Annotated in this window: 25 protein-coding genes; 10 read left to right on the top strand and 15 right to left on the bottom strand. The window is 60.8% G+C overall.

All coding sequences use genetic code 11. The features are described 5' to 3' along the window. Positions 1–6: 6 nt before the first annotated feature. Genes J3A64_RS13535 through J3A64_RS13520 form a run of 4 tightly spaced genes read right to left on the bottom strand, consistent with a single transcriptional unit; the run spans position 7 to position 4,657 of the window. Positions 7–909, bottom strand: a complete 903-nt coding sequence (locus J3A64_RS13535) for a carbohydrate ABC transporter permease (RefSeq protein ID WP_011773681.1) — start codon at positions 907–909, stop codon at positions 7–9. After that, the gene (locus J3A64_RS13530; protein ID WP_011773682.1) at positions 906–1,787 is read right to left on the bottom strand and encodes a carbohydrate ABC transporter permease; all 882 of its coding nucleotides are present in this window, start codon (positions 1,785–1,787) and stop codon (positions 906–908) included. Before J3A64_RS13530 ends, J3A64_RS13535 begins: the two co-directional genes overlap by 4 nt. 46 nt (positions 1,788–1,833) lie before the next feature. Further along, on the bottom strand, positions 1,834–3,171 hold the full coding sequence (locus J3A64_RS13525; RefSeq protein WP_210064520.1) for an ABC transporter substrate-binding protein: 1,338 nt from the start codon (positions 3,169–3,171) through the stop codon (positions 1,834–1,836). Positions 3,172–3,220: 49 nt separating this feature from the next. Further along, the gene (locus tag J3A64_RS13520; RefSeq protein WP_011773684.1) at positions 3,221–4,657 is read right to left on the bottom strand and encodes a family 43 glycosylhydrolase; all 1,437 of its coding nucleotides are present in this window, start codon (positions 4,655–4,657) and stop codon (positions 3,221–3,223) included. A gap of 222 nt (positions 4,658–4,879) precedes the next feature. On the opposite strand from J3A64_RS13520, the gene J3A64_RS13515 reads away from it, so the two are divergent. Then, positions 4,880–6,439: a glycoside hydrolase family 32 protein gene (locus J3A64_RS13515; RefSeq protein WP_210064519.1), complete on the top strand. Its 1,560-nt coding sequence runs from the start codon at positions 4,880–4,882 to the stop codon at positions 6,437–6,439. A 26-nt stretch (positions 6,440–6,465) separates the two neighbouring features. Here the strand turns inward: J3A64_RS13515 and J3A64_RS13510 are convergent, their stop codons facing one another. Continuing rightward, positions 6,466–6,699, bottom strand: coding sequence for a hypothetical protein (locus J3A64_RS13510; RefSeq protein ID WP_143711609.1), 234 nt, complete (start codon positions 6,697–6,699; stop codon positions 6,466–6,468). A 102-nt stretch (positions 6,700–6,801) separates the two neighbouring features. Between J3A64_RS13510 and J3A64_RS13505 the strand changes: the two genes are divergently transcribed. Continuing rightward, positions 6,802–7,422 carry a dihydrofolate reductase family protein gene (locus J3A64_RS13505; protein WP_210064518.1) on the top strand — a complete coding sequence of 207 codons (621 nt, stop codon included), beginning with the start codon at positions 6,802–6,804 and terminating at the stop codon, positions 7,420–7,422. Between the two features lie 123 nt (positions 7,423–7,545). Further along, positions 7,546–9,210, top strand: a complete 1,665-nt coding sequence (locus J3A64_RS13500) for an ATP-dependent DNA helicase RecQ (protein ID WP_011773687.1) — start codon at positions 7,546–7,548, stop codon at positions 9,208–9,210. 21 nt (positions 9,211–9,231) lie between these two features. Here J3A64_RS13500 and J3A64_RS13495 read toward each other — a convergent pair whose 3' ends face one another. Next, the gene (locus tag J3A64_RS13495) at positions 9,232–10,155 is read right to left on the bottom strand and encodes an NAD(P)H-hydrate dehydratase (protein WP_210064517.1); all 924 of its coding nucleotides are present in this window, start codon (positions 10,153–10,155) and stop codon (positions 9,232–9,234) included. Further along, positions 10,139–10,924, bottom strand: coding sequence for a histidine phosphatase family protein (locus J3A64_RS13490; RefSeq protein ID WP_014920873.1), 786 nt, complete (start codon positions 10,922–10,924; stop codon positions 10,139–10,141). The genes J3A64_RS13495 and J3A64_RS13490 overlap by 17 nt, the downstream gene beginning before the upstream one ends. Before the next feature lie 124 nt (positions 10,925–11,048). Between J3A64_RS13490 and J3A64_RS13485 the strand changes: the two genes are divergently transcribed. After that, complete coding sequence (locus tag J3A64_RS13485; RefSeq protein ID WP_210064516.1) at positions 11,049–12,344, top strand: NAD(P)/FAD-dependent oxidoreductase; 1,296 nt, start codon at positions 11,049–11,051, stop codon at positions 12,342–12,344. Here the strand turns inward: J3A64_RS13485 and J3A64_RS13480 are convergent. Both J3A64_RS13480 and J3A64_RS13475 read right to left on the bottom strand, forming a co-directional pair. Further along, positions 12,330–12,614 (bottom strand): DUF3040 domain-containing protein, encoded by a 285-nt coding sequence (locus J3A64_RS13480; protein WP_011773691.1) that lies wholly within the window; start codon positions 12,612–12,614, stop codon positions 12,330–12,332. The two genes, J3A64_RS13485 and J3A64_RS13480, sit on opposite strands and share 15 nt — an antisense overlap. 106 nt (positions 12,615–12,720) lie before the next feature. Beyond that, entirely contained in the window at positions 12,721–13,458 is a 738-nt protein-coding gene (locus J3A64_RS13475) for a 3-keto-5-aminohexanoate cleavage protein (RefSeq protein WP_286176752.1), read from the bottom strand. A 102-nt stretch (positions 13,459–13,560) separates the two neighbouring features. On the opposite strand from J3A64_RS13475, the gene J3A64_RS13470 reads away from it, so the two are divergent. After that, complete coding sequence (locus J3A64_RS13470) at positions 13,561–14,022, top strand: GatB/YqeY domain-containing protein (protein ID WP_043805825.1); 462 nt, start codon at positions 13,561–13,563, stop codon at positions 14,020–14,022. 35 nt (positions 14,023–14,057) lie between these two features. Here the strand turns inward: J3A64_RS13470 and J3A64_RS13465 are convergent, their stop codons facing one another. The 6 genes from J3A64_RS13465 to J3A64_RS13440 form a co-directional block, all read right to left on the bottom strand. Continuing rightward, positions 14,058–14,789: a DUF72 domain-containing protein gene (locus J3A64_RS13465; protein WP_210064514.1), complete on the bottom strand. Its 732-nt coding sequence runs from the start codon at positions 14,787–14,789 to the stop codon at positions 14,058–14,060. Between the two features lie 80 nt (positions 14,790–14,869). Further along, complete coding sequence (locus tag J3A64_RS13460) at positions 14,870–15,343, bottom strand: hypothetical protein (protein ID WP_210064513.1); 474 nt, start codon at positions 15,341–15,343, stop codon at positions 14,870–14,872. 284 nt (positions 15,344–15,627) lie between these two features. Then, a complete protein-coding gene (locus tag J3A64_RS13455) occupies positions 15,628–16,047 on the bottom strand; it encodes a hypothetical protein (RefSeq protein ID WP_210064512.1) in 420 nt (139 codons plus the stop codon). Further along, complete coding sequence (locus tag J3A64_RS13450) at positions 16,048–17,031, bottom strand: DNA/RNA non-specific endonuclease (protein ID WP_210064511.1); 984 nt, start codon at positions 17,029–17,031, stop codon at positions 16,048–16,050. A gap of 86 nt (positions 17,032–17,117) precedes the next feature. After that, positions 17,118–17,336, bottom strand: a complete 219-nt coding sequence (locus J3A64_RS13445) for a hypothetical protein (protein ID WP_210064510.1) — start codon at positions 17,334–17,336, stop codon at positions 17,118–17,120. Positions 17,337–17,448: 112 nt separating this feature from the next. Beyond that, on the bottom strand, positions 17,449–17,907 hold the full coding sequence (locus J3A64_RS13440; RefSeq protein ID WP_210064509.1) for a MarR family winged helix-turn-helix transcriptional regulator: 459 nt from the start codon (positions 17,905–17,907) through the stop codon (positions 17,449–17,451). A 139-nt stretch (positions 17,908–18,046) separates the two neighbouring features. Between J3A64_RS13440 and J3A64_RS13435 the strand changes: the two genes are divergently transcribed. Genes J3A64_RS13435 through J3A64_RS13415 form a run of 5 tightly spaced genes read left to right on the top strand, consistent with a single transcriptional unit; the run spans position 18,047 to position 22,995 of the window. Continuing rightward, a complete protein-coding gene (locus J3A64_RS13435; protein WP_210064508.1) occupies positions 18,047–19,000 on the top strand; it encodes an SDR family NAD(P)-dependent oxidoreductase in 954 nt (317 codons plus the stop codon). A gap of 2 nt (positions 19,001–19,002) precedes the next feature. Next, positions 19,003–19,893: an amidohydrolase family protein gene (locus tag J3A64_RS13430; RefSeq protein WP_210064507.1), complete on the top strand. Its 891-nt coding sequence runs from the start codon at positions 19,003–19,005 to the stop codon at positions 19,891–19,893. A gap of 1 nt (position 19,894) precedes the next feature. Then, on the top strand, positions 19,895–21,118 hold the full coding sequence (locus J3A64_RS13425; RefSeq protein ID WP_210064506.1) for an acyl-CoA dehydrogenase family protein: 1,224 nt from the start codon (positions 19,895–19,897) through the stop codon (positions 21,116–21,118). A gap of 37 nt (positions 21,119–21,155) precedes the next feature. Further along, the gene (locus J3A64_RS13420) at positions 21,156–21,611 is read left to right on the top strand and encodes a MaoC family dehydratase (protein ID WP_011773701.1); all 456 of its coding nucleotides are present in this window, start codon (positions 21,156–21,158) and stop codon (positions 21,609–21,611) included. Between the two features lie 58 nt (positions 21,612–21,669). Then, positions 21,670–22,995 (top strand): MFS transporter, encoded by a 1,326-nt coding sequence (locus J3A64_RS13415; protein ID WP_011773702.1) that lies wholly within the window; start codon positions 21,670–21,672, stop codon positions 22,993–22,995. Positions 22,996–23,007 lie beyond the last annotated feature (12 nt).

Genomic DNA, 23,007 nt, shown 5'->3' with positions numbered 1-23,007 from the left:
TGGCGGTCATCCCTTCGTCGCCCCGCTTTCCAAGCCCTGGATCATGGCCTTGTTCAGAACCAGGAAGACCAGGAGCAGCGGAGTGATGGTCACGCACACGGCCGCAAAGGTGGCTGTCCAATCCACTTTGCCCATGGCCCCGATGTAGTTCTGCAGGCCCAAGGGAATCGTCTTCAAGTCCTCGGAGAGAACAAAAGTGTTGGCGAAGATGAAGTCGTTCCAAATGAAGATGCTGTTCACCAGGACAACGGTGACCACGGTGTTGAGTGAGAGCGGCAGGGTGATCAGACCAAAAATCCTGTAAGGTCCGGCGCCGTCCAAGGATGCGGCTTCGTAGGTTTCCCGCGGAATGTATTCGAAGAAGGAGGAGAACAGGTAAATGGACATGGGCAGGGCGAAACCGGCCAAGGGGATAATCATTGACTGATAGGTGTCCAGCAGGTTCACGGCGGAGTAGTCGATGAACAGCGGGACCAAAGCGATCTGAACCGGAACAATGATCCCGATCAGGAACAGGGCACGGACGAAGCGGCTCAGCCGGAATCCCAGAACCTGTATGGCGTATGCAGCCATCATGCCGAACAACACTATGAGGATGTTGGCCCCCATGGTGACAATGAAACTGTTCAGGATATTCCGGCCCAGGTCTCCCGTTTCGAAGGCCCTCGCGTAGTTTTCCCACGTCAACGAGCTGGGGAGCGCGAAGGGATCGCCGGTTGCGAAATCGTGTTCCGTCCGCAGGCTGGTAAGGAACAGCCAGGCGAGCGGGTAGACCTGGACGATGACGATGAGCATAATCAGTACCCGCGAGAGTGTCCGGTACAGGCTCGGCTTGCGCCGCCGTCGCTGACGAACCGGCGAGGGCAGAGTCGAAGCGCGCGGGGTAGACGGGGCTGTCTGGGTGATCATGAATCTGCCTTCCGCTTGAGCATGAACAAGATGAGGCCGACGGCGACGAGGCACTCGATCACGATGAAGACGGAGATGGTACTTGCGTAGCCGAAGTCCGTGCTGGTGAAGGCTGTCTTGTACATGTAGGTGGTGAGCAGCTCGGAGGACTGCCCAGGGCCACCGTTGGTCATGAGGTACGGGATATCGAAACCGCGCAAGCCGTAGGTGGTGGCCATGATGGTGGTAGTAATCCACACGGGACGTATATAAGGGAACCGGATCTTGGTGAAGAGGGTCCACTTCGAGGCGCCGTCCAGGACAGCTGCTTCTTCGAGTTCCTTGGGAACCGCGATCAGGGCGGCGTAAATGATGAGCATGTACAGCCCTGTAAACCGCCAGCCTTCGGGGGCGGATACGGCGGCCAGCACCGTGTTCACATCGGAGAGCCAGGCCCGTTCGAAGGAACCCAAACCTATCCAATGCAGCAGCTGGTTCAACAGGCCCACTGGGTCAATGGAGTAGATACGGACAAAGAGGAAAGCAATTGCCACGGTGGAGATCACAGCTGGCAGCAAGTAGAGGGTTTTGATGAGTTCCCGGCCCCGGCGAAGTGACGTGAGGAGACTGGCTACAACCAGTGCTCCGCCGAGCTGCAGCACCAGGCAGATGGCCAGGTAGAGGAGCGCGTTGAAGAAGGACCTCCAGAAAATGTCGTCCGCGGTGAGCATCCGGACATAGTTGGCGAGCCCTACGAACTCCATCTCGCTGATGCCGTTCCAGGAGAAGAAGCTCAGGAACAACGACTGAAGAATCGGGAAGAGTACGGCTGCGCAGTAGAGCAGCAGGGGTGGAAGCAGGAAAACCAGGACCGAGGTTCTTGACCTGTTGGGTAGCATGGTGGGCCTTTCGGGCGGGGGCCTTGGGAGCCCCCGCCGCTTCGGTTTACTTGAAGAACTTGGGGGCGTTCTGCTTGATGGCGTCGTCCATGGTCTTGGTGAACTGTTCGGGCGTAATGTTGCCCTGGACCAGTAGGACGAGTTCCTGTTGCAGCCGGCCGTTGGTGGTGGGGTCCAGCTGGGTATCCCACGGCATGGCTTGCTTGCCCCCAAGGGTGTCGGCCGTTTCGAGAGCCTTCTTGTACAGCGGAGTCGCGTTCGCCGGGATGGCCGTTTGTACGTTGGTGGTGGGAGAAAGGGCCCCGGTGGCAGCGTATTCAGCCGGGTACTTCTCCAAGGCGAACTTCAGGAAGTCGCTCACCAACGGATCGTAGGTCTTCGAATTCACTGCCATGCCAATGCCGGAGGGTGAGACGAACTCGTTGGCAGATGTCACCGAACCTTCAGTGGTGGGCAAGGTGAAGAAATCGATGTCGTCGCGGACGTCAGGATTGAGTTTGTCGGTGGCGAGGCTGGGAAGTTCCCACGTGCCGATGTTGTACATGGCGGCCTGTCCCGAGGTGAACTGGTTCTGCGCGTCAGAATATCCTTGGGCGGAGAAGCCCTCTTGGAAGCACTTCGCCTTGCCAAGGTCAGCCATCCAGTTCACAGTCTTCTGGCCGGCTTCATCCGAGAAGGATGCCTCGCCCTTCTTTAGCTTCTGGACGAAGTCGGGCCCCGCTTCACGGAACGGCTGGTACGCGACGTAGCGTTCCAGCGGCCACTGGTCCTGTCCGTCGATGGCGATCGGGGTGATCCCGGCATTCCGCAAGGCAGTGCACATGGCGGGGATGTCATCGAGAGACTTTGGCACGGAAACGCCGGCCTTTTCCATCAGGGCCTTGTTGTACCAGATGAACTCGAGTTCGAACTGGAACGGGATCATGTACAGGGAGCCGTCGTCGAAGCGCTGGTAGTCAAGTGCGCCGGGCCGGTAGTCGTCGTAGACGTTTAGTGATTTCAGGAGCTTGTCGGCGTCCACCATTTTGCCTTGCTTGGCCAGCTCCTGGGCGAAGGGGGTGGCATCCGTATCGAACAGTTCCGGCAACTTGTTGGCCGCGGCCAGGGTTTCGAGTTTTTGAATGTAGGAGGGCCGGTCCGGGGTGGTGATGAGATTCAGTGCGAAGCCAGGGTGGTCCTTGGCGTAGTCGTCTGCGAGCTTCTTCATGATGTTGATGACAGCTCCGTCGGCGGGCCTGGAGAGCAACCAGGAAATTTCGCGGGGCTTGATCTCTCCGGTGGGGCTGACGTTGGAGGGGTCGCTGGCGGCTCCTCCGCCGCCGCATGCTGTCAAAGCCAGGGCAGCTACGGCTGCGACGGCGGCAGCACGGAATAGTTTGTTCATTGCGGCAATCTCCCTTGATTGGAACAGAGGTTGGGGATGGGATGAATATTCAGTGGTCGGTGCGTTGACGTACTTCAAGTTCGGTGACAGTGGCTGATCCTTCGCCCGCGAAGAGGCCGATCCTCCCAGCTGTCAGGTCGTAGATCCTGGTGCTGAGCGCAACCTGACGGTCGACGACGGCGACGCAAATGTCGCCGTCGACGATGACCTCAAGCGTGTGCTCGCCAGGGGTGAGGTCGCAGGGCCGCTCGAGTTCGACGTCGAACGGGACGTCCCCGGAGACGTGCCACTGCGCGTCGCCGGTGATGGTACGAGGCCAGCGGTCAAAGACGAGCCGTCCCCGCTTGGGTTCCAGGCGCAGGACGTAAGAATGGTCGCCGTCGTGGCTGGAGCGCAGCAGCAGCCCGCATTCGGTGGTGTCAGGGGCGATGTCCAGCACCGCTTTGGCGTAGAACTGCTGAGGCAACTCCTCGTCCGACACCAGCGCCGTGTACCCGTCCGGGACGTGGAGCCGAGCCGGCAACGAACCGGTCAGGGGCACGGAGACGTCGTCCCAGAAGCTCTCCACGAGCTCGTCTGCGAACGAGAACCCCAGCGTCCCGTCCGGATTTTGGCGCGCTTCCAGCACGGACATGGTTCCTGCCCATTGCCAAGCGCCCTGATCGGCGTTGCCTTCCTTGCTGGCAATCCATCCGAAGAAGAAGCGCCGCCCGTCACGTTCGGCGGTTTTTGAGGCATAGAAGGCGCGGCCGTCGATGCTGTCCAACGCCGGCACAGTCCAAGGCCCGTCGGGACTCTTGGCCATGCGGTATCGGGTGGTGAACGATTCCGAGAATTCGGAGTACACCATGTACCACCAGTCTCCCCAGGAGAAGACGTCCGGGCATTCGTGGGTGATGTAGCGGCGTGGATCCCAGAAGGGTTCGGTGTGCTGCCAGGTCATCAGGTCAGTGGACACGCACTGTGCGATGACGCCGCGGCGCCGTTCCGGTCCTTCGGAGTGCCTGGCCGCGAGGAGCATTCTCCACTGGTTCTTGCTGTCGTCCCAGAACACGAAGGGGTCGCGCCAGTCGCCGGATTCGTAGCCGTCCGGGGCGCCGAACGTGAGCTCCGGGTGTTTTTGCCAGGTTCGCATGCCATCCGTGCTCGTGGCGTGCATGACCAATTGCCGGGGCATGCCGTCGGGGCCGACGTTTCGCGGGTTCTGGCCGGTGTAGAACAGGTGATGGACGCCGGCTGCGTCCGCAAGGACGCTGCCCGTGTAGGCGTTGAAGTCCAGGTCGCTTTCACTGCCGTGGCTCAACGAAACGCCGTGGTCCTCAAACTGCGTGAGGTCTTTTGTGGTGACGAGATTCCAAGAGGTGCCTGGTTTCGGGTCTGAGCGGTCTTCGTGAAGGTAGAAGAGCCAGAACTCCCCGTCCTTCTCGAAAGGGATAAGGTCGCCAACCCATCCGTGGGTGGGTTGGAAGAAGACTGAGCGTTTCATCGGCGCTGATGTCCATTCTGCTAAAGCGTTTGATCACTGAAAGTTAGCGTGTATTTCCGATTCATTCAAGCGTTTTAGCAAAATCTATTCCTCGTAATTTTGATAATGCTAAAACGCTTGACCAGCAAGACTTCGTGCCACTAGGGTCCTGCATAGCTTCGGCTTCCCCCACTGAATGACCCTCGGCGCGCTGTTGCGCCGAACCTTGAGAGGAACGAATCAATGACGTACGACATCTCTCGACGCACTGCACTACAAGGTGCAAGCGCTGGCGCCATCGCGCTGTTCTTGTGCAACGCCGCCCCCGTAGCCGCGCACGCCCAGACATCACTTCGGGCTGTTTACCACATGACTCCGCCTTCCGGCTGGCTGTGTGATCCGCAACGTCCAGTCCATACCAACGGCGCGTACCAGCTCTACTACCTCCACTCCAGCCAGAACAACGGGCCGGGTGGATGGGATCACGCAACTACCGGTGACGGCGTCGCCTTCACTCATCACGGTGAGGTCATGCCCTTGCAGCCCGACTTCCCGGTGTGGTCGGGATCGGCGGTAGTGGACATCGCGAACACCGCTGGTTTCGGTGCCGGGACCGTAGTCGCACTGGCTACTCAGCCAACTGGCGGCATTCGAAAGTTCCAGGAGCAGTACCTGTACTGGTCAACCGACGGCGGTTACACGTTCTCCGCCCTCCCGGACCCGGTAATCGTGAACACAGACGGACGATCTGCCGCCACCCAAGCTGAGATTGAGAACGCAGAGTGGTTCCGAGACCCGAAGATCCACTGGGACGGAGCGCGTAATGAGTGGGTGTGTGTGATCGGACGGGCTCGGTACGCAGCGTTTTACACCTCCGCAAACCTGCGGGACTGGAACTGGAAATCCAACTTCGATTACCCGAACCACGCCCTGGGAGGCATTGAATGTCCTGATCTTTTTGAGATGACCGCAGGCGACGGCACGCGGCATTGGGTGTTTGGTGCGAGCATGGATGCATACGGCGTCGATCTGCCTATGACCTTTGCCTATTGGACGGGTACTTGGAACGGCGCGGCGTTCATTGCTGATGACTTAACTCCGCAGTGGCTCGATTGGGGATGGGACTGGTACGCCGCCGTGACTTGGCCCTCCGTCGAGGCCCCCGAAACGAAGCGTCTGGCGATCGCTTGGATGAACAACTGGAAGTACGCCGCCCGCGACGTACCCACAGATGCCTCCGACGGTTACAACGGGCAGAACTCCATGACGCGTGAACTTCGGTTGGAGCGTCAATCCGGAGGTTGGTACAGCTTGCTGAGCTCCCCGGTCGGCGCGCTGCAGGGTTATGTCACCGCCACTACGACCCTGCCCGACCGCACGGTTAGCGGCAGTCTGGTACTGCCATGGAACGGGCGCGCTTACGAACTGGAGGTCCACATTTCATGGAACCTGGCCGCTAACGTCGGGGTATCTGTTGGCCGTTCCCCGGACGGATCCCGACATACCAATATCGGCAAATACGGCGATGAGTTATACGTCGACCGTGCGCCTTCAGACCAAGATGGGTACACGCTGGTGCCGTACACTCGGGCCGCAGCCCCTATCGACGCCAACGCGCGGTCAGTCCATCTACGCATCTTCGTGGACACGCAGAGCGTTGAGGTGTTTGTGAACTCGGGGCACACTGTGCTTTCACAGCAGGTTCACTTCGCGGACGGCGATAGCGGCATCTCACTCTATGCGGACGGTGGCCCTGCGAACTTCTCCGGAATCACCATCCGGGAGTTTGGCAATCCGCTGTAGCCGGGCTGTAGCCTGCGGCCGCATGGCTAAGCGCCGTGTGGCCGCGCGTGGGCGTGGTGCCCCGAGCGGACCTTCAGTGAGGATGGCCGAAACCGGTGGACGGCGCGCGGCTCACGCCTGGGGCGGCGGGGGTGGTGTGCTCTGGGCTTGTGCTCGTCCTCGGCGCGCGACGAGGGAAGGAGGGCCAAGGGCAGGATGGTGGCACCGAGCCAGACGACCACACCGATGAGCACTAAAAGGATGGCTGACGTGGGCTCCATGGAATAAGCATAGGCACAACTGCCACCGTTTATAAGTAGCCTGATTACCTTCTCTGGGGGCAGTATTCTTGACAACCCGGGCGTTGCCACCACACTGATCTCATGTACAGGAACAGCCGCGTTTCCGCCCAGTTTTCGGTGTCCCTCGATGGATTTATCGCCCGGGAAGACGACGGAATCGGGCCGTTGTTCGATTGGTATGAAGCCGGAAATGTTGAAACCTGGATGCCCGGCCATCCCGTGCCGTTTCACCTCAGCGAAGCTGATGCCGCCTACTGGAACTCGCTTCCAAGGGAGGGTGCATTCATCTCCGGCAGGCGTATCTTCGATATGACTAAGGGATGGGGCGGACATCCGCCCAATGAGTCACCCACCGTTGTCCTGACGCACCGGGAACCCCCGGCGGATTGGCCACCGGTCCGGCGGGACGGCAAGCCGGTGCCGTTCGAATTCGTCGGAGACCTGGACTCAGCCCTGGAACGCGCGGCCGACCTCGCGGAGGGCAAGGAGATAGGCGCCGCGGGCGCGGACGTTGTGCAGCAGTGCTTGCGCCGCGGTGTGATTGACGAACTCCGTGTAGACCTGGTGCCTGTCCTCCTCGGAAGCGGTATTCGCTGGTTCGAGCACCTGGAAACGGACATCGTGCTGGACGATCCCGTGATCGTTCCGGGAACACGCGTCACCCACCTGAGCTATCAGGTGCGGTCCCGGGATCCGCGCTAACTTCACCCGGGGTTATCCACAACCGGGCAAACAGCGTACGACGGCGGAGCCTCGCCCGCGCTAGGCTGGTCACCTCGGCTGATGCAAGTGGCCGCAGGAACCACAACGCGGAGCCACACTTTAATGTCCGATGACCTTGCCCTGACCGCCCTGGCGGCCTCTTCCTTTTCCTTGCCTGAGCTACGAGAGGGCCAGCTCGCTGGCATGACCGCCCTCGTCGAGAGGCGTGATGTCCTGGCCGTTATGCCCACCGGTTACGGAAAATCTGCTACCTACCAAGTCGCAGCGCTGTACCTTCACAACAAAACGGGCCGACCCGCCGTCGTGGTTTCTCCTCTTATTGCCTTGCAGGAAGATCAACTGGACGGGTTGGCAGAGCACCTGGGTGAGGGAGCCGGCGTCGCCATCAATTCTTCCCGCAGCGATGCGGAGGTGGAGGCAGCCTGGCAGGCCGTAGAGTCCGGCCAAGCAGCTTTCCTGTTCCTCGCCCCCGAGCAACTGTCCAAGCGGGAAACCGTGGAGCGCATCGCCAATCTGGACATCACCATGTTCGTAGTGGACGAGGCACATTGCGTATCTTCCTGGGGCCATGACTTCCGCCCGGATTACCTCGAGCTGGGCCACGTCCGCGAACACCTGGGTAACCCGCCGGTCATAGCCCTGACCGCAACCGCGTCCCCACCAGTGCGTGACGAAATCGTGAAGCGGCTGGGCATGACGGAACCGGTGGTTCTGGTTCGTGGCTTCGATCGCCCGAACATCAGCCTCGATGTTGTCCGGCATCAGGAGGACAAAGGCAAGCGAAAAGCTGTGATGGAACAGGTAGTCGCGCTTGCCAAGGCGGAGGGACTGGGGCTGCTGTATGCCGCTACCCGCAAGGCCACCGAAAAATACGCGGCCAAACTGACCGAGCATGGTCTCCGCGCCGAGGCCTACCACGCGGGGCGGGCGGACTCTGACCGGGAAAGTATCCACGAGAGATTCCTGGACGATCAACTGGACGTCGTGGTTGCCACTACAGCCTTTGGTATGGGCATAGACAAGCCCAATGTCCGCTTCGTGGTGCATGCGGATATTCCGGAGTCATTGGACTCCTACTACCAGGAAATCGGCCGCGCGGGCCGCGACGGCGAACCGGCCACTGCGATACTGCATTACCGTGCCGAAGACCTGGGGTTGCGTAAGTTCTTCGCCACCCATTCCCCGGACGCGGAGGCGCTCACAGCGGTGCTGAAAGTCATCAAGAACGCGGGCGCACCCGTCCCGAAAACCGCTTTGGTGGAGCTCACCGGCTTCCCCGCCCGCCGCGTCACCGCGCTGGTGAACCAGTTGGAGGAAGCCGGTGCCGTCACAACAGGCAAGCGCGGCACCCGGCTCAGTTCCAAAGCCAAGCTGACCACGCTGGTGGACCGCGCCGTCGAGCTGGCTGAGGCACGGCAACGCGTTGACCAGTCCCGGCTCACCATGATGCGCGCGTACGCCGAGACGGATGCTTGCCGCCGTCAGTTCCTGCTTGGCTACTTTGGGGAGGACCTGCCGGAACCTTGCGGAAACTGTGATGCGTGCGCTGAAATTCACGACGACGCGGGGTCGGGTTCCGCCGGTCACCTCACCTCAACAGCCGAGAACCTGTTCCCGTTGCAGTCCACCGTGATCCACAAAGAGTGGGGTCCGGGTCTGGTGATGCGGCACGAGGACGACGTCATGACTGTTCTGTTCGAACAGGAGGGCTATAAGACGCTGTCCCGTGCCGCCGTCGTGGAGCATGAATTGCTGAAGCCCGCTTAGGTTCCCGTCGCGAACCGCCCGTCAGGTATTGAGTTCCAGCATGAGGGCGGGCAGTTCGTCGGCGAGCTCGCGGGCCAGGAATCCGAGCGGGCCGAGCTTGCTGGCCAGGCGGTCGGCAGCGGCGGCGTGAAGGTGCGTGCCCCAGCAAGCAGCTTGAGCGTCGCTGGTACCGCGCGCGCGGAGCCCCGCAATGGCGCCTGCCAAAACATCGCCGCTGCCGGACGTTCCCAGCCCGCCATAGCCGGTGGTGATCTTCCACAGCGTCGAGTCGTCTGCTGTTTCGGCGCCGGGTCCGGCGATGTATCCCTGACAACTCACCACCGCATCGAACCTGCGAGCGACCTCAGCTACATCAGCTCCAAGATCCCCTACATCCCTGCCCAGGAGTATTCCGGTCTCTGTGGGGTTCGGCGTGAGGATCAGCCGGCCACGCCACGGTTCCAGTACATCCTCAACCTTGACCAGTCCGCCCAAGGCAAAAGCGTCAAGAACGACGGCGGGACCTCCTTCAGTGCCGGGGGCAGCGTGGGACTCCTCCCGCTCCAACAGCGTTCGCAGCAGCGATTCCGCCAGTTCCAGATCGTCCAAGCCTGGCCCGATCAGCATGGCATCGGCGCGCTCCAGGTAGGACGAGATCCGGTCCAACCCCTCACCGGTTACGGACCCGCCGGCGTTCTCGGGCAGTCCAAGTGCGCCGCACTCCGGCAACGCGACTCCCACCTGCACTGCCACGGATTCGGCAACGGCCAAGGTAATTTTCCCGGCTCCTGCGCGAAGGGCTGAGATTCCGGCCAGCAAAGCCGCGCCAGGGGTCACACGTGCTCCACCGATGACCAGCACGGCACCGCGCGAGTACTTGTCATCTCCCGGTGCCGGCAGCGGCCAGTCACGCAAAAGCGACGGTGTCACCAGCGTGGGTGTGGTGGAGTCACTGGGGGTGGACACTGGCGTCCCCGGCGTGCTCAGTGACAGTGACACCTTGTTCGGTGAGGTGGTCAGCCACGTTGAAGCTTTCCAGTTCCCAAGGCCCCGCACCCGAAGGGCGCACGTACCTTGTGATCGATGCATTCAGCACAGACGTTGTGGCTGCCAAGTCAAGAATTTCCTCCTCGGACATTCCTTCCAAGACGTAACGGACCAGCAGGATGACGGCGTCGTGGCAGACCAGCATCACCCGCTGCCCTGTTCCCAAAGTGTTGAGCTCATCCAGGATTGAGCGTATGCGGAGTGCAACATCGGCCCACGATTCGCCGCCAGGTGGCCGGTAGTACAGCTTGCCCAGCCATAGCCGCCTCTCGGCCTCGTCCGGATATCGGGTCTCCACACCCAAGCGTGTCAACCGGTCCAAGATGCCCAGTTCGCGGTCGCGGAGACGCTCATCGGTGAGAACCTTCACGGGCCAGCCTGCCGTCTCAACTGCGATTTCCGCCGTCTGCAGGGCCCTCGCATAGGGGGAGGAAACAACAGCATCCGGCCGGAGTTCATCGGCGATCCGGGCCAGCGCCGTCCCCAATGCTTTGGCTTGGTCCTGTCCAGTGCCGGAGAGATTTACGTCAGGATCCCTGGCCGGAACATCTATGACCTCGGCTCCAGCCAAACGTGCCTCCGTTGCGGCCACGTTGCCTTCGCTCTCGCCGTGCCGGATCAGGAGCAGCTCGACGGCTCCCGCTTCCTGCACTGCGTCCGTCAGCCCGTCCTCGTTCACAAAGATCACCCTTCCGCGTGCGTTGCCGAATGCAGAACACTACCCACTGCGTACCCACAGGGCCAGAGGATAAACGCTCGACGGCAATCGCGAACCCCTGTTGCCCGGACTTGGAGTGAAGTAAGTTGCTCGCATGGAGGACTCATACCCAGTCATCATTGTCGGTGCCGGTTTCGCAGGCGTGGCAGCAGCCAAGGAGCTCGGGCGCAAGGGCGTTCGCGTCTTGCTGATCGATGCGAACAACTACCACCAGTTCCAGCCGCTCCTCTATCAAGTAGCAACATCGCAAATCGGAGTGTCAGCCATTGCCCGGCCACTGCGTTCCGTTTTCCGCCGCTTCAAAACGGTCAAGGTTCTGACGTCGAAGGTGGACTCCGTCAGCGCCGCCGAGCGAGCGGTCAGGACTGCTGATGGGCGAACCTTGCGGGCGGATATCCTGGTCATCGCGGTTGGGGCGGTCCCGAACTTCTTCAACACACCCGGTGCGGAAGATCATGCGTTCCCGCTGTATTCCGTCACGGATGCGACGAGGCTTGGGACCGGCCTCACCCGGTTGTTGGACCAGGCCGACAGAAACCCCGACGGGTCAGTGGATGTAGTGGTGGTAGGCGGCGGACCTACCGGAGTTGAAACGGCTGGAGCGATGGCCGAAAACGTCAAATACGTTGTGAGTAAGTACTTCTCGCGCGAGCTGGCAGCACGCTGCCGTGTGCATCTGGTGGATATGGTTCCCAGCGTCCTCAACATGTTTTCCAAGAAGTCCCAGAGCTATGCCACTGAGCACTTGAAGAAGGTGGGAGTTCAACTGCACATGGGTGTGGGCGTGACTGAGGTCCGGCACAACGGAGTGACTTTGGCCGACGGGAGCTCCGTGCCCGGACAGATCGTGGTGTGGGCCGGGGGACTCAAAGCGGGCGACCTCATTTCCGGATCCGGCCTTGCTCAGGGGAGAGGCGGACGAATAGATGTCCGTCCGGACCTGACTGCCCCGGACGCGGATGGCGTCTACGTCATTGGAGATGCAGCCAACATCACGGATTCAACGGGGGCAAAACTACCGCAGCTGGGTTCGGTGGCCCAACAGGCCGGGAAATGGGCGGCGAAGAACATTCTTGCGGACCTCAGCGGGGGCAGTCGAACGCCCTTCCGTTATGTGGACAAGGGCTACATGGCGATGGTGGGGCGTGGCGCCGCGGTGGCAGAGTTGGGTCGCAAGAGAATCCAGTTGCAGGGCATCCTTGCCTTCCTGTCCTGGCTGTTGGTACACCTCGCTCTATTGTCAGGGCTCCAGCAAAAAATCCGCGCCCTGTTCTCCTGGCTTAACGGCTACCTCCTCCACAGCCCTGCGCAGGTAGTGGTCAGCGGGCCGATGGAGAGGGAACCGACGGAGCAGGAACCGCCGGGGGCGTTGCCTTCAAAGGAGTCTTGACGAGGACTCATTTTTGTATTTCCTGTGAGCCAACAATGCGTGTGCAACAAGAAGCATGCCGGCGAGGGCAAACGGAAATACGTTGAAGGGGATGGCTAGCAGGATCAACAGCACTCCGACGGCGGCAGTCACGACGTCGCGGATACGGGGGTGAACAGGACCGCGTACAGGAACTCCGGATTCCAGTTGCCGAGCCAAGTCAGGGTCTTGGATGAAGAGCTCGCGCTCAAGCTGCTGAAGTACCTTGCGCTCCCTTTCTGAAAGTGGCATGGGAGTTCCTCCTAAGCGCTGCGGCTCCTTGATGCGGTTAGCGGGTCAACTGGTTTCCAGGTGAACCTGATGTCCAGCGACTCGATAAGCTAAGCATGCTTAGTATTCAGGCCGCAAGGAGAATTTTTGCTGCAGCAATGAGCTCGGCATTGCCGTCAGCTTGGATTCCTTCTGGGAGCACGAGCGTGTCCTCAAGGCCGATTCTGGTGTCCAATCCCCACCGGGCCGCAAGCTGCAGCGCAGCCCAGGCTGATCGGTCCTCACCATGGAGCAGGGCGGGCGGCTGGACGGCATGCTGGCTATCGGATTGTGCCTGGTCAGTCACCAGATCCAGGAGGCTCTTGGCTTCCGTTTCCACGTTCTCGGCCGGAATGTCTTGAATTTCCACCAGCACCCTCAAACATTTGCCCCGCAGCGGAGAGGAGGCCCACTGACGTGCCGCGTCGGCGTGCCAAATTCCGGCCTCTACGCCGATGCCGCGGGCGTGAAGGGCTTCAGCGACTTCCTCTGCGCCCTCCTCGTGCCAATTTACGGATGCGAAATCAGGAAGCTCGTGCCAGGACTCAATCATCCTCAACCGGGTTGGTGCATCCGGGGAGCTCCAAGCACCTGTTGTCACGCCCAATGGAGTGGCTGGGCAGGCCTTACGGAGAGCAGTCAGCCATGAGGCCAGGTAGTGAGGTTCCAGGGTGTCCTCACCCAGCGGATTCTTGGGGTGGAAGTGCAGAGTGTGGGCGCCGGCAGCCACTGACGCCGCTGCTTCGCGGGCAATGCCGGTCGGATCAGCTGTCAACCGATGGTGCTGTGAGACCTCTCGAGCCCCGTTGATACAAGCCTGTAGCATCACACGGCCCATGTTATGGCTTGCTCCCGGTGCGGCGGGAGACCCGGGGTGACTACCCAAGCTGGGAAGATAGCAGGAAGACCCCGAACAAGGAGCAACATCATGACACTCAAAGAACGCTTGAAAGCCGACGTCGTAGACCACATGAAAGCCGGCAACAAGATTGCCCTCACCACTGTCCGCAACGTGTTGGGCGAGATAACTACCCGCGAGAAGTCCGGAAAGACTCCCGTTGAGCTGGACGACGCCCAGGTGACATCGCTGCTCCAAAAGGAAGCTGCGAAGCGCCGGGACACAGCCCGCATTTACACGGAGGCCGGAGAAACAGACCGTGCAGCGGCCGAAGTCGCTGAGGCGGAGATCATCGAGGCCTACCTGCCAAAGGCCCTCACCCGCGAAGAAGTAGAGGCAATCGTGGACGAGGCAATTGAGGCCCTGAAGGCTGACGGGCAGGAACTTTCCATGCGCTCCATCGGAGCGGTCATGAAGCCCGTTACGGCCAAGGTTGCAGGACGTTTTGACGGCAAGACCGTCAGTGAGATCGTGCGCGGACGCCTGGCCTAGAGGCGCCCGCCATCCAAGCTTGGGGATCAGCGAGCTCAGCTGACCCCAAGCAGCCACCGCAAAGTGTCAGCATTCCGCACGGCGTTACCGCCGCCGTCGTTGTTGAAGTAGGCATAGACATCCTTGCCGGAACCGTCCCACTCCCGAATCCTGTCCGCCCACCATCGGAGATCGTCATCGGAGTATGAGCCACCGTAAAGGTGCTCGTGGTCCGGGCCGTGCAGGCGAATGTACACGAACGGTGCGGTGGCCCGGAGGATGCACGGCAGGTTGGCGCCACTCATAATGCAGTAGGCGGCTCCGTGGCGTTCAAGCAAGGCATAGATGTCCGGGTGGTCCCAACTGTCATGCCGAAACTCGACGGTGATGCGGATCCACTCCGGAAACGCGGACAGGAAATAGTCGAGTCGGGCGTCGTCCCGTTCAAATCCTGGTGGCAGCTGGACCAACAGGACCGCTCTTTTGTCGCCTAGTTCGTGCCAGCACCGGACGATCCGTTCCACCCAAACTTCCGGATCGTAGAGTTTCTTGCCGTGCGTGAGGCCCCGCGGTGCTTTCACCGACATGGCAAAGCCAGCCGGAAGCCGTACCCTCCAACTCGCGAACGACGTGTCGCGAGGCCAACGGTAGAAACTCGCATTCAGTTCCACCGTATTGAATCGTGCCGTGTAATGGGCCAGGCGCTTGGACGCCGGAAGGCCCGGGGGATACAGCACGTTCTCCCAATGGTCGTAGCTCCAGCCCGAGGTGCCGATGTGGATGCCCATGGTGTGGATACTAACGGGTTCCGGAGTGGGCTCTACGCAGGCTCCTCGAAGAATTCAGAATTTAATGAAAGAGCTGTGCCTTATATCTGTTTCACTTTCAGTGAGTAAGTGATGGCCCCTCTACTGCCCATATCGTGTACTTGAGCGAGCATGCCGTTGGCGGTCTTTCGTACGGTTACATCGCTCGATGCCGGCAGTGGGCGTTTGATGCTGTCTGCCCAGTACGAAATAATTCCAATTTCCGGTTCGCCGAATGGTTGTTCAATAGCATCAATAATTTCTTCCGTTAACGCGGCAAACCATGTAGCATTCCAGAGTTCTCCGATTTCCTCGACGAGGTAGGACAAGCCGGAACTCGAAGGCATGAAGTCGTCATCCCGAGGGAGAAAAGCAATTTCCAACGAGTTCCCTAGGCGAGTATCGGCACCAACTGTCCCAGTCTCGGATACCATCTTGCCGGTAGGCCAGTCGCTGGCTCGCCCGTAGAGCAGCACGGTCAGGCCACCCTTTGTCCAAACCTGCTTGGCGTCGTCCTTCTGAAGAAACGGCTTCAAGCCTGGTCAGGAGGGTGGCGAGGCTTCCGACTGGCGGGAGTTGGCCGAACACCATTGACTGCTATCGGTAGGCTATGCTCCGAACAGTTTCTTGCTGATCCTGGCAAAGACGCCCGGTTCGTCCGAAGAAACGATGACTGCAGGATCCCTGGAAAAATCCGTACCGGAGTCGCTAACTGGTAGGCGCTTGTTGTTCCAGTCAACGGTACCCTACTCCCGGTTATAGAGCGGTGGAGACATGTGGGCGGTCTCTAGAATAGACAGCATCCAAGGGGGGATGTTTTCTAGCGTCCGCGGAAATGCCAATAACTCGGAGGAGATGACTTCCGCCGTACCTTTGCGTCCTGAAGTTGCCGTTGGCGGTTGAACTTCTTCATCAAAGACTCGAATGGAGCCGGAAGCTTGGGGAATAGATGTACTTGAGCAGTCACCCAGCTTCCGATTCCTGGCTGGTAAGCATCCTTCTTTAGCTCTTTCAACCACATCAGGGCAGATCGGCTAATGCGCTGGTTCGTAGTAAACGTCCATTGTCCAGCAATACGTACATCAACATACCGGTGTGAATAACCAGCAAAGATATACTGGGTAATTAGCACTTCGTCAACATCAGTAAAGTCACCGCCTGAACCCATGCAAACTTTATGAAGATTCAGCAAAGCTTCCTGAACTTTGGTGCTGTTAGTCGAGTTGCTGAAATCAGGCACTTACATATCTCCCTGGACGAGGTTGTCGAATTCTGCAAACTCCGCTCGCCCACCGGCGAATCTGTAATCGACCGTCAGCGAGCTCGGAAGCCCTGGCTTGGGACCCGGGACGGCTTCCACTTCCATATGCAAGTCTATGGTTTGTCCGGCATTGAAGCGTTCTTGGGCCTGGGAGAACAGATCTCTCTCGAGTTGGTAGAACGCCAAGGCGTTGGCATCACTGTTCGGATTGCCGTGGCCTCTGTTCTGGAACATGTGCTGAGCGAGTAGATTGGCGCTCTCACCCGGACCACCAAAAAGCGACGCGATCAAGTGTCCGCCATCATAGGCGGAACCGCCAACCCTCCTGCCCGCTAACAGCTGCTGCCAGGCATTACGATTCATGTCACCCTTGAGGGTTCCAGTGATATGTGCCCCAATGAATTTTGGCTTTGCGAAATCGTCCGTGATAAGCGTGAACGTGTTCTGTAGTCCGCCGTCGACTTGGGCGATGACGTTGTAGGTGACGTTGGGCATGGGTTTGTTCAGTTCGGGGGACCACGCGCCCTTGACGCCTGCGTATGTGTCTACGCGCGTGACTGTGCCGGTGTCGTCGGTGTAGTACTTCTCTACCGTGTTTTCCGTGAGCGCACCTGTGCTGTCCCTCATCACGCTGCGGTGTTCGGTGATGTATTCGGTGTTTGGTTTGAGAGTGGTGCGTGCGGCGAAGTTCTCTTTGCGGTGGATCGGGAACGCGCTGTCGCCGTGCCGATAGACGACGGTGTTGGTGACGTTGTCCGGTTTCGCGAAGCACGTTACTTCCAGGGTGCCGGGAGAGGGCTCGGTGACTGGCGTCTGCAGGCGGAAGCGGGCGTAGCTTTCGACGGCGCGACGGTGGTCCTCGATCATGCCGCCCGCAACAGCCTCCATGAGCCGCATCTGGAAAGTAAGGGCCGATGGCGGCCCCAACTCCAGACTGCCGTGGTGGTAGGCGACTACGGCCATGGAGCCCCCGCCGATATAGGCCTGGTGTCAGACAAGTTCACAAGTCACCTGAGAGCGGCTGTGGACAAGTCAGAGTTCCCTCGAAATCAGTGCCTGCCGATGGTCCTCGCCATCAAAGCTTGGAGGTCTTCGGCCACCTTGGCTACCTCGCGCTGCCTGGCGGACCGGCTTGGCTTTGAACCATGAGTGACTTGGCGGGGCGGCCGGTTGGTGGCGCGGGCTTGGCGGTGGATCTGGGGATCACGCACGGGGGCGTCGGCAGTGACGGCACCCTGCAGGGGATCGTGGAAAAGTGGGAAGTTCATAGTTTCCGATCCTGACAGAAGCGCCCGCATGCCGATATGGACAGGTGCATACGCTAGTCGGGCGCTGCTGTGCAGATGTCCATCGCTGGCTAGGACCGGGCTGGCGCCGAGCCTAGCCCCACAACGCCTTCTTGAGCAGCGTCCTCAATTGCACGTTCTCTTCCTCACTCAGCGCCGCGAGCTGGGTCTGCTCGCACACTTCCAGCGCCGCCCGCGCCTTGTTGTGGATCCGCCGGCCCTCAGTTGTGGAGACGATGATCTTGGCCCGACGGTCCTGCTTGCCTTGGGCTCGTTTGACGAGCCCGCGGTGCTCGAGGTCGTCCACAAGGCTGACCACTTGGCTGGGGTCCAGGCTGAGGAAATCGGCGAGCTCACGTTGCGTGGGTTCCAAGCCGCTGCACGCGAGGGTCAGCACGGAAAATGACCGTTCCCGGAGTCCGTAATCAGCCAAGGCCTTGTTGTTGAGGAGTGAACCTGTGGCGTGAAGTTTGGCCAGTAACAGGCCCACATCGCTGCCGATTTTTGCTGCCGCCAGGCGCGGGGTTTCCACTTCGGTGCTTTGCGGGCCCATGACAACTCCAATAGTAATGAAAAACAATCGTTGACTTTTTCAATGATCCGTATTCTCATTGATCATGACAAGGATCTCACGATGCAGTGGGATCGGCCTCACCGGCTCCGGCCGGTTACTGCATGCGAAGGAGCACGCCATGAGCTTGAACGGCAAGGTTGCAATCGTCACCGGGAGTGGACAGGGTCTTGGACTCGCTTACGCGAAGGAACTCGCCCGGCGGGGTGCCGCCGTCGTGATCAACGACGTGAACGCTGAGACCGCTGCGGAAGCCGTTGCGCAGATTGAGGCCGACGGCGGCCGGGCCACCGCCGTGGTGGTTCCAGTGGGCACCACGGACGCCGCCAAAGCGCTGGTTGCGGGCGCTGTTGAAGCCTTCGGCCGGCTGGACATCCTGGTCACCAACGCCGGGATCCTGCGGGACAAGAGCCTGTTGAAGATGACGGACGAGGATTTTGACCTGGTGATCAACGTGCACCTCAAGGGTACGTTCACCTGTGTGCGTGAGGCGTTCGCGTACTTCAAGGAAAACAACATCGCGGGTCGGATCATCACCATCGGGTCACCGACGGGCCAGCGCGGAAACTTCGGGCAGAGCAACTACGCAGCGGCGAAGGCCGGCATCGTGGGCATGGTCCGAACCTGGGCGCTGGAGATGAAGAAGGCCGGCGTGACGGTCAATTCGGTGATTCCGGTGGCGGCGACAGCGATGACCAAGACGGTCCCGTACTTCCAGAAGGCCGTAGAAGCCGAGGAACGCGGCGAGGCCATGCCGTCCTTCTTCCGCCACGACCTCGGCTTCGGAACGGCCGACGACGTCGCGGGGCTAATCGCGTTCCTTGCCTCTGACGCGGCTGCGGGAGTGACCGGCCAAGCGATCGGTGCCGGCGGTGACCGGCTTCAGGTCTGGACGCACCCGACGGCGGCCACCACTGAATACCGCGACGGCGGCTGGAGCTATGAAGCACTGCAAGAGAATGCCGGCTCCCTGTTTGGCGCGGAGGCGCTGCAGAGCTTCGGCGAGGAATTCCTGCCGCTTCCCGAGGAACTCCGGCCCGAGCCAGCCAAATCTGAAGCGGTACAGGCGCGCTGATCATGGCCGACCATTATGAACTGGGCATCGACGCATCGGCGTTGGATGCGATCGACATGCACGTCCACCTCGAAGTGGACAGCTGCGGGCACGGCTCGCTCCCGGACGCGCTGACGGAAGCCTCGGCGAAGTACTTCAAGTCCGAGGACCGCACCCCGTCCCTGGACAGGATCGCCGAGGTGTACCGGGAACTGAACATGGCCGCCGTCGTCTTTACTGTCGATGCCCGCACGCAGCTCAAGCATGAGCCCAACAGCATCCCTGAGCTGATTGCCGGAGCTGCGCGGAACAATGATGTGCTCATTCCGTTCGGCAGTGTTGACCCCAGGACCGGGGAGGACGCGATCGCCGGGGCCAAGCACCAGGCCATGGAGCTCGGCGCCCGGGGTTTCAAGTTCCACCCCTCGCTGCAGGGCTTCGACCCGTCCAACGAGCAGTTCTACCCGCTCTGGGAAACGCTCCAGGAACTCGGGCTGCCGTGTATTTTCCACACGGGCCAGAACGGTATGGGTGCCGGGCTTCCCGGCGGGTACGGCATCAAGCTGGCGTACTCGAACCCGCTCCTGCTCGACGCCGTGGCGGCTGATTTCCCGGGGCTGCAGATCATCATGGCCCACCCGTCAGTGCCGTGGCAGGACGAAGCGAACTCCATCGCGACCCACAAATCCAACGTATTCATCGACCTGTCAGGCTGGTCGCCCAAGTACTTCCCGGAATCGCTGGTTCGGCTGTCCAACTCCGTGCTGCAGGACAAGGTGTTGTTCGGCACCGACTTCCCGCTGATTACGCCGCAGAAGTGGTTGGGTGCGTTCGCGGACCTGCCGCTGAAGGACGAGGTTCGGCCGAAGATCCTCAAGGACAACGCCGTCCGGCTGCTGGGACTGGGCGGTTGAGATGAGCACGACTGCGACACCGGGGACGGGCACGGATCAGAGGCTGTATTCCGTGGCGGATTGGTACGACGCTGAGGCGCTGCTGAGCACCGAAGAACGCCAGGTGTTGGGCCGCTTGAGGGCCTTCCTGGAGACCGAAGCGAAACCTCTGTTGGCCGAATACTGGGAGAGGGGCGAATTCCCCGAGCAGCTCGCGAGGCCGCTGATCGACCTTGACGTGATGGAACCGGCCGATCTCACCCTTGAGGCCCCCGCGCGGGGAATCTTCCACGGTTTCCGAATCTTCGAACTTGCCCGCACGGACGCTTCCCTGGCTACTTGGTACACCGCCCAAGCTGGACTGTTCCGCACCGCAATCCGGGTGGGTGCCTCCGAAGATCAGCAAAAGGAGTGGATGCCCAAGGTCATCGACTTCTCCCTCAAGGGCGTCTTCTCGTTGACAGAACCGGAGCACGGCTCGGACATCGCGGGAGGGCTTTCCACCACCGCCCGGTTCGAAGCAAACCTCGACGGCGGAACTTGGGTTTTGGATGGCGCGAAGCGGTGGATCGGGGGCGCCTCAACGGCGGATGTGCTGTGCGTTTTCGCCCGCGACGTCGCCGACGGACAGGTCAAAGCATTCCTCGTGGACCGCACCGCCGCCGGAGTAACCTTGGAGAAAATCCACGGGAAGACCTCGCTGCGGATGATGCAGAACGCCCACATCACCCTGGACAATGTGCGGGTCCCCGAGGCCATGCGGCTGCACAACGTGAACTCGTTCAAGGACGTTGCCGCGATGCTCAGGGCCATGCGCTCGGATGTTGCCTGGATCGCCACCGGTATCCAGGCCGGCGCCTTCGAAGCCGCCCTGGCCTACGTCAAGGAACGTCAACAGTTCGGCCGGTCCCTGGGCTCTTATCAGCTGGTCCAGGAAAAGCTGGCACGGATGCTCGGCAACATCACGGCATCCCTCTCTCTGGTGGTCCGGCTCACCGAACAGCAGGCATGGGGTATCTACCGGGACCAGGATTCTGCCCTGGCCAAGATGCAGACCAGCCTCATGATGCGCGAAACCGTCGCCCTGGCCCGCGAAGTGGTGGGCGGAAACGGCATAACGCTCGCGGCCGACGTCGCGCGTTTCCATGCCGACGCGGAAGCCGTCTATTCCTACGAAGGCACCCACGAAATCAACGCCCTCATCGTCGGGCGCGCCCTGACGGGCGAGAGTGCTTTCATCCACTGAACAACGCACACCAAAACACAACAACCAGGAGGCAAAGATGCCCAATCTCGTCGTCGATTTCGACACCCTGCTCACCATGTCCGGCAAGGACCTCGGGACCACCGACTACCGCGAAATCACCCAGCAGCAGATCAACCTGTTCGCCGACGCCACCGATGACCAGCAGTGGATCCACACGGACCCCGAGCGCGCCAAGGACGGCCCCTTCGGCGCCCCCATCGCACACGGATTCCTCACCCTGTCCCTGATCATCCCGTTCTGGGGCGAACTGTTCGACGTCGAAGGCGTCACCACCAAGGTCAACTACGGCCTGGACAAAGTCCGTTTCACCTCCCCGGTCAAAGTCGGCTCCAAGGTCCGCATGCACGGCACCATTGCCGAGGTCACCGAGGTCAAAGGCGGAGCCCAGATCAAGGTCAACGCCACCATCGAGATCGAAGGCCAGGAACGCCCCGCCGTCGTGGCCGAATTCCTCGCCCGTTTCTACAAGTAAGAAGCGCTTTTACAAGTAAAGATCCCACCCCTTTTCCCTCCTCTCCCAAGGAACAGCCATGTCAGGACACACTGCGCTCGCACAGTCGAGCACGGCCGCTAAGCGCAAAGAGGCGCGCACGGTCATCATGTCCAGCTATCTGGGCAGCACCATCGAGTTCTACGACTTCCTGCTGTACGCAACGGCCGCCGCGGTTGCCTTCCCCAAGGTGTTCTTCGCCGGTACTGACGAGTGGGTCGGCGTGGTCGCCGCGTATGCCACCTTCGCGGCGGGCTATGTTGCCCGGCCTTTGGGCGGCATCATCTTCGGGCACTTCGGTGACCGCATCGGCCGAAAGGGCATGCTGATCGTCTCCATGGCGATGATGGGCATCGCCTCCACGTTGATTGGACTGATTCCTGGCGCCAACATCATCGGACCGTGGGGTGCCGTGATTCTGGTGGTCCTGCGTGTATGCCAGGGCATCGCCGTCGGCGGTGAATGGGGTGGGGCCGCCCTCATGGCTTTGGAGCATTCGGACCCCAAGAGGCGCGGGTTTGCGGCGTCGTTCGTGAACGCCGGTGCCCCAACGGGCGCAGTTCTGGGCACCGTGGTCATGGGCATCTTCTCTGCCCTTCCCCAGGACGCGTTCCTGGCCTGGGGTTGGCGTGTGCCGTTCCTGTTGTCCTTCGTCCTCTTGATCGTAGGGATGTTCGTCCGGCTCCGGGTCTCCGAGAGCCCGATCTTCGCCGAAGCCGTGGCCAAGGAAAGCGCCCAGGGCTACAAACGCAAGATCCCGCTGCTGGAAGTTCTGAAGCGTCCCAAAGCGCTGATCATGATCATGTTTGCCGGTGCTGCCGGCTTCGGCCTCCAAGTAGTACTGCCCACGTTCTCCGTAACCTATGCAGTATCCAAGGGCGCACCACAGCAGGGCGTACTGTATGCCTTCGCAGGTGCCTCGGCCATCTCCATCCTGTTCGTGCTCCTGGGCGGCCGGTTGTCCGATCGCTTCGGCCGACGTCCGGTCATGGTCACGGGCCTGGCCCTGTTCATCCTGTACCTGTTCCCGATGTTCGGGATGCTCAGCTCCGGCAACATCGCCTTGGTCTTCCTGGCCTTCACGGTGGCGCTGATTCTGCATTCGTCCCTCTACGGGCCCCTTGCAGCGTTCGTTTCCGAGCAGTTCGGCACCACTAACCGCTATACCGGCGCGGCCGTCGGCTACCAGCTGGCAACCTTGATCGGCGCTGGTTTCACCCCGGGAATCGTCGCCGGACTCTACAAGGACGCCGGCCAGAGTATCGTCCCCGTGGTGGTGTTCCTGTCCGTCATGTCGCTGGTATCGATTGTCTTCATCCTGCTGACGCGGGAGTCTAAGAACAACGACCTCTCTACGGTCAGTTAGGGGTACCGGACC

Source organism: Pseudarthrobacter sp. PvP004 (genome assembly GCF_017876035.1).
Taxonomy (GTDB): Bacteria; Actinomycetota; Actinomycetes; order Actinomycetales; family Micrococcaceae; genus Arthrobacter; species Arthrobacter aurescens_A.
Note: the sequence above shows the minus strand (reverse complement) of the source record. Positions and strands in the feature narration are given on the sequence as shown.

Coding starts and splice junctions, on each gene's coding strand:
- J3A64_RS13535 (WP_011773681.1), bottom strand. CDS start 909: ATGATCACCCAGACAGCCCCGTCTACCCCGCGCGCTTCGACTCTGCCC.
- J3A64_RS13530 (WP_011773682.1), bottom strand. CDS start 1,787: ATGCTACCCAACAGGTCAAGAACCTCGGTCCTGGTTTTCCTGCTTCCA.
- J3A64_RS13525 (WP_210064520.1), bottom strand. CDS start 3,171: ATGAACAAACTATTCCGTGCTGCCGCCGTCGCAGCCGTAGCTGCCCTG.
- J3A64_RS13520 (WP_011773684.1), bottom strand. CDS start 4,657: ATGAAACGCTCAGTCTTCTTCCAACCCACCCACGGATGGGTTGGCGAC.
- J3A64_RS13515 (WP_210064519.1), top strand. CDS start 4,880: ATGACGTACGACATCTCTCGACGCACTGCACTACAAGGTGCAAGCGCT.
- J3A64_RS13510 (WP_143711609.1), bottom strand. CDS start 6,699: ATGGAGCCCACGTCAGCCATCCTTTTAGTGCTCATCGGTGTGGTCGTC.
- J3A64_RS13505 (WP_210064518.1), top strand. CDS start 6,802: ATGTACAGGAACAGCCGCGTTTCCGCCCAGTTTTCGGTGTCCCTCGAT.
- J3A64_RS13500 (WP_011773687.1), top strand. CDS start 7,546: ATGTCCGATGACCTTGCCCTGACCGCCCTGGCGGCCTCTTCCTTTTCC.
- J3A64_RS13485 (WP_210064516.1), top strand. CDS start 11,049: ATGGAGGACTCATACCCAGTCATCATTGTCGGTGCCGGTTTCGCAGGC.
- J3A64_RS13480 (WP_011773691.1), bottom strand. CDS start 12,614: ATGCCACTTTCAGAAAGGGAGCGCAAGGTACTTCAGCAGCTTGAGCGC.
- J3A64_RS13475 (WP_286176752.1), bottom strand. CDS start 13,458: ATGCTACAGGCTTGTATCAACGGGGCTCGAGAGGTCTCACAGCACCAT.
- J3A64_RS13470 (WP_043805825.1), top strand. CDS start 13,561: ATGACACTCAAAGAACGCTTGAAAGCCGACGTCGTAGACCACATGAAA.
- J3A64_RS13465 (WP_210064514.1), bottom strand. CDS start 14,789: ATGGGCATCCACATCGGCACCTCGGGCTGGAGCTACGACCATTGGGAG.
- J3A64_RS13450 (WP_210064511.1), bottom strand. CDS start 17,031: ATGGCCGTAGTCGCCTACCACCACGGCAGTCTGGAGTTGGGGCCGCCA.
- J3A64_RS13445 (WP_210064510.1), bottom strand. CDS start 17,336: ATGAACTTCCCACTTTTCCACGATCCCCTGCAGGGTGCCGTCACTGCC.
- J3A64_RS13440 (WP_210064509.1), bottom strand. CDS start 17,907: ATGGGCCCGCAAAGCACCGAAGTGGAAACCCCGCGCCTGGCGGCAGCA.
- J3A64_RS13435 (WP_210064508.1), top strand. CDS start 18,047: ATGAGCTTGAACGGCAAGGTTGCAATCGTCACCGGGAGTGGACAGGGT.
- J3A64_RS13430 (WP_210064507.1), top strand. CDS start 19,003: ATGGCCGACCATTATGAACTGGGCATCGACGCATCGGCGTTGGATGCG.
- J3A64_RS13425 (WP_210064506.1), top strand. CDS start 19,895: ATGAGCACGACTGCGACACCGGGGACGGGCACGGATCAGAGGCTGTAT.
- J3A64_RS13420 (WP_011773701.1), top strand. CDS start 21,156: ATGCCCAATCTCGTCGTCGATTTCGACACCCTGCTCACCATGTCCGGC.
- J3A64_RS13415 (WP_011773702.1), top strand. CDS start 21,670: ATGTCAGGACACACTGCGCTCGCACAGTCGAGCACGGCCGCTAAGCGC.